Annotated in this window: 5 protein-coding genes; all 5 read left to right on the forward strand. The window is 64.3% G+C overall.

The features are described from left to right. The first annotated feature begins 231 nt into the window (after positions 1-231). On the forward strand, positions 232-549 hold the full coding sequence (locus H6B51_RS16150; RefSeq protein WP_204884628.1) for a cell division protein ZapA: 318 nt from the start codon (positions 232-234) through the stop codon (positions 547-549). A gap of 46 nt (positions 550-595) precedes the next feature. Beyond that, complete coding sequence (locus H6B51_RS16155; RefSeq protein WP_204884629.1) at positions 596-2,674, forward strand: U32 family peptidase; 2,079 nt, start codon at positions 596-598, stop codon at positions 2,672-2,674. A 6-nt stretch (positions 2,675-2,680) separates the two neighbouring features. After that, the gene (gene dut, locus H6B51_RS16160) at positions 2,681-3,130 is read left to right on the forward strand and encodes a dUTP diphosphatase (protein ID WP_204884630.1); all 450 of its coding nucleotides are present in this window, start codon (positions 2,681-2,683) and stop codon (positions 3,128-3,130) included. Between the two features lie 98 nt (positions 3,131-3,228). Continuing rightward, positions 3,229-3,819: a Maf family protein gene (locus H6B51_RS16165; RefSeq protein WP_204884631.1), complete on the forward strand. Its 591-nt coding sequence runs from the start codon at positions 3,229-3,231 to the stop codon at positions 3,817-3,819. A gap of 57 nt (positions 3,820-3,876) precedes the next feature. After that, on the forward strand, positions 3,877-4,683 hold the full coding sequence (mreC, locus tag H6B51_RS16170; protein WP_243421367.1) for a rod shape-determining protein MreC: 807 nt from the start codon (positions 3,877-3,879) through the stop codon (positions 4,681-4,683). Positions 4,684-4,887: the final 204 nt, after the last annotated feature.

The raw sequence follows: 4,887 nt of genomic DNA on the forward strand, positions 1-4,887 counted from the left end.
TGACAATGGCTGAATTCCATAAAAGCGGCCCTTTGAGCCGTTTTTATGGAATCGCGCGGCTGCCGCCGCGCGAATAAACCGATGTTCGGTTTATTCATCAGACATTATCATACCACAAGACCGGGTGGCACACAATGAAGGGGAGACTTGAAAATTCATGAAGAATTTAATTTTCTTCCGGTGGGTTGTGTGATATAATATTGTAACTCATTATGGTCAGGAGGGGTTTGCATGAAAAACCGCGTCGCCGTTACCATCGCCGGGCAGGAGTACACCCTGGTGGGCACCGAGGACGCCGGCTATACCGAGAAGGTGGCAGCCCACGTGGATGAGAAGGTACGGGAGGTGCTGGAGGGCGCCCGTGTCTCCCTGGTGGACGGAGCCGTCCTGGCGGCGGTGAACATTGCCGACGAGTATTTCAAGGAGGTGGAGGCCGCCGAAAACCTCCGCCGCCAGCTGAAGGAGTACCTGGAGGAGGCCACCAAGCTGAAGCTGGAGCTGTCCGAGGCCAAGCGGGAGATCTTCAAGCTGGAGAATAAGAAGCAGTAAGAAAAAGGAGGCGGGGGCTTTGCCCCCGCCGCCGGGAGGAAAGGGTATGTTGGAACTGCTCGCCCCCGCCGGGTCCATGGAGGCCGTGGCGGCTGCCATTCAGAACGGCGCCGACGCCGTTTATCTGGGGTACGGAGACTTTAACGCCCGCCGCAACGCGAAAAATTTCTCGGAGGAGGAGTTTGCGGCGGCGGTTTCTTATTGCCATGTCCGGGGGGCCAAGGTGTACCTCACCCTCAACACCCTGCTCACCGACCGGGAGCTCCCCCGGGCCGCCGAGTTCGCCGCCCAGGCCAGCACCCTGGGGGCCGATGCGGTGCTGGTCCAGGATCTGGGCGTGGTGCGGATGCTGCGGCAGGTGGCCCCCGACCTGACCGTCCATGCCTCCACCCAGATGACCATCCATAACCTGGACGGCGTGAAGATGGCCGCCGACCTGGGGATGCGCCGGGTGGTCCTCTCCCGGGAGCTGTCCCGGGACCAGATCGAGTATATCTGCCAGCGCTCCCCCATAGAAATTGAGGTGTTCGCCCACGGGGCCCTGTGCATGTGCTACTCCGGCCAGTGCTTCCTGTCCTCCATCATTGGAGGGCGGTCGGGCAACCGGGGGTTATGCGCCCAGCCCTGCCGGTTAAAATACGGTTGGGGGGGTAAGGCGGATTCCTATCCCCTGTCCCTGAAAGACCTGTCCCTGGCGGGCTACCTGCGCCAGCTGCGGAAGATGGGGGTGGCCTGCGTCAAGCTGGAGGGCCGGATGAAGCGGCCCGAGTATGTGGCAGTGGTCACCGGCATCTTTTCCCGGGCCATCAGGGAGGACCGGGAGCCCACGCCGGAGGAGATCAACCAGCTCCAGGCCGCCTTCTCCCGCCAGGGCTTTACCCAGGGCTACTACCTGGACAATCAGGGCGGTCATATGTTCGGCGTCCGGGAGGAGGGGAAGGAGCCCCGTGAGCTCTTCGCCGCCGCCCGGAACACCTACCAGAGCGGGGAGGCCCAGCGGGTGCCCGTCACCTTTTACGCCATGGTCCGGCCCAATGAGCCGGTGCAGGTGGGGGTGAAGGACCCGGAGGGCCGGGTGGTCACCGTGTCCGGCCAGACGCCGGAGGAGGCCCATACCCGCCCCCTTACCACCGAGGCGGTGGAAAAGCAGCTCTCCCGCACCGGCGGCACCCCATACCGGGCGGACCGGATGCGGGTGCTGGTGGAGGAGGGTCTGTCCCTCCCCCTTGCCGCCCTCAACGCCCTGCGGCGGGAGGCCCTGGACGGGCTGACCCACGCCCGGGCGGAGCTGCCCCAGCGGCGCACCGGGGCATATCACCCCGGCGCCCGGTACGAGAACCGGAAGGAGCCCCCTGTGCTCACCATTTCCGTGCGGAAGGCCGGGCAGGTCACTCCGGAGCTGCTGGAGCTGGGCCCCGCCCTGGTCTACATCCCCCTGGAGGAGCTGGCCGCCCACCCGGAGCTGGCCCAGGCCCCGGAGGGCACCGCCATCGGGGTGATCCTGCCCCGGGTGGCCTGGGACCGGGAATTTCCCCAGATGCTCCAACAGCTGGAGCAGGTCCGGGCGCTGGGGGTGGCCGACGCCCTGGTGGGCAACCTGGGCATGGCCGCCGCGGCAAAGGAGCTGGGCTTCACCCTCCGGGGGGACTTCGGCCTGGAGGTGTACAACACCCAGGCGGTGAAGGAGTTCAAGCGGCTGGGCTTTGCCTCCCTCACCCTGTCCTTTGAGCTGAAATTCCCCCAGCTGCGGGATATCTCCAAGACGGTGGACACCGAGCTGATCACCTACGGCCGGCTGCCCCTGATGCTCATGGAGAACTGCATCATCAAAAACCGCACAGGCCAGTGCAACTGTCAAAATGAAAACGTGCTTACCGACCGCAAGGGGGCCAAATTCCCGGTGGTGAAGGCTCCCGGTTGCCGCAACGAGCTGCTCAACTCCCAGATCCTCTATCTGGCGGACAAGCAGGCCGACTACCGGCGGATCGGCCTGTGGGCCCAGCGGCTGCTGTTCACCATGGAGAGCCCCCAGGAGTGCGTTCAGGTGGCGAAGCGGTACCTGGATCAGGGAGACTGGAGCCCCAGAGAATATACCCGGGGTCTGTATTACCGGGATGTGGAGTAAGATACTATGACGTTGAAGCTGAAAGCCGTTTCCCCCAAGGCGGGGAAGGAGATCCCCTTTCCCACCCGGGCCACGGAGGGCTCCGCCGGGCTGGACCTGCGGGCCTGCCTGGAGGAGCCGGTGACCATTGCCCCCCGGCAGCTGGTCACCATCCCCACCGGGGTAGCCATGGCCCTGCCGGGCCAAGAGTACGTGGGGCTCATCTTCGCCCGGTCGGGTCTGGGGGTGAAACACGGGGTCTCCCTGTCCAACGGGGTGGGAGTCATCGACAGCGACTACCGGGGGGAGCTGAAGGTGGGGCTCACCAACCTGTCAGACGTCCCCTATACCATTCAGCCCGGGGACCGGATCGCCCAGCTGGTGGTGACGCCGGTGGCGCTGCCTCAGGTGGAGATCGTGACAGAGCTGGACGATACCGGCCGGGGGACCGGCGGGTTCGGGTCCACCGGGCAATAGGGCCGGGGGCATGGGACGCCCTCTCATCCCTCTGGCCTTCGGCCAGCCACCTTCCTCCCTGAGGGGGGAAGGTCAACAGGAAAGGAACGACATCGATTATGGAACTCATTTTAGCCTCCAAAAGCCCCCGGCGGCGGGCGCTGCTGGAGCAGATGGGGCTGCGGTCCTTCAAGATCGTGACCCCCGATATTGACGAGCATATGGAGCGCACCCTGTCCCCGGCGGAGCTGGTGGGCCGGATCTCTCAGGAGAAGGCCAAAGCCGTCCAGGCAAAGGGCTATGAGGACGATATCATCATCGCCGCCGACACGGTGGTGGCCCTGGAGGGCTCGGTGCTGGGCAAGCCCGCCCACGAGGGGGAGGCCTTCCGGATGCTGTCCATGCTGTCAGGCTGCCGCCACCAGGTGTACACCGGCCTGACGGTGCTGCGGGGGGAGCGCTGCTTCTCCCTCACCGAGGAGACCAACGTTACCTTCCGCTCCCTGTCCGGGGAGGAGATCGACTGGTATATCCAGACCGGCGAACCCATGGACAAGGCGGGGGCCTACGGCATCCAGGGCTACGGGGCCCTTTTCGTCCAGAGCATCCAGGGAGACTATTACAACGTGATGGGCCTGCCGGTATGCCGCCTGGGGGAGATCCTCGGGGAGCTGGGGATCCACTGCATGGCCCTTGCGGCGGGTAAGTAAAGGGAAAGGCTGGACACAGGCGTGAAAGATTTTTTCCGGCGCAACGGAATATTGATATTGATCGCGGCCATCCTGCTGGCCCTGGTGACGGCGGTGGTGTCCATGCTGCTGGGTGGGACGGCCAATCCACTGGCCAACTTTTTTGGCATCATCACCACCCCGGTGCGCAACGGCATCAACGCGGTCACCGGCTGGGTGGAGGAGAAATATACCGACGCCTTCGAGCTGGAGCAGATCAAGGAGGACAATCAGGAGCTGAAGCGGCGGGTGGCCGAGCTGGAGGCCAAGGAGCGGGAATACGAGGAGGCCATCCAGGAGAACGAGCGGCTGTACAACCTGCTGGAGCTCACCCCCAAGAACCGCTCCTTTGACAAGGAAGCCGCCATGGTCACCGCCCGGTCCACCTCCAACTGGGAATCCACCCTTACCCTCAGCAAGGGCTCCGGCCAGGGGATCGCCGTGGACGACTGCGTGGTGGACGAATATTGGAACCTGGTGGGCGTGGTGGCCGAGGTGGGGGAGAACTGGTGCACCGTCCGCACCCTCATCGACGCCGACATCGAAATGGGCGGTCAGCTCACCCGTACCGGCGGGGCGGCCATCCTGGAGGGAGACCTGGCCCTCATGGGAGAGGGCAAGCTGAAGCTCACCTATCTGCCGGAAAACACTCAGCTCATCTCCGGCGATCTGGTGTCCACCTCCGGCCTGGGCGGGGTCTACCCCTCTGGCATCGTGGCCGGACACGTGGAGGAGGTGCGTACCGACGTGTCCGGTATGACGGACTACGCGGTCATCGTGCCGGAGACCGACCTGTCCAGCTTGAAGCAGGTTTTTGTCATCAAGGATTTTGATATCGTGGAGTAGGGCCGGATACCGACCGGCCCGCTGCCAAGGAGGCGTTTGGCCCGTTGACCAGACAGGATTTCTTCATCAAGTGGGGGGTATACGCCCTGGCTCTGCTGCCGGTGTGGTTTTGCGAGGTCTACCTGCTCAACCGCTATCCCCTCTTCGGGGTGGCCCCCATGCTCCTTCCCCTGGCCGCCATGGCGGCCAGGGGAAGGAGCATGG

It is taken from the genome of Pseudoflavonifractor phocaeensis (assembly GCF_016901955.1).
Taxonomy (GTDB): domain Bacteria; phylum Bacillota; class Clostridia; order Oscillospirales; family Oscillospiraceae; genus Flavonifractor; species Flavonifractor phocaeensis_A.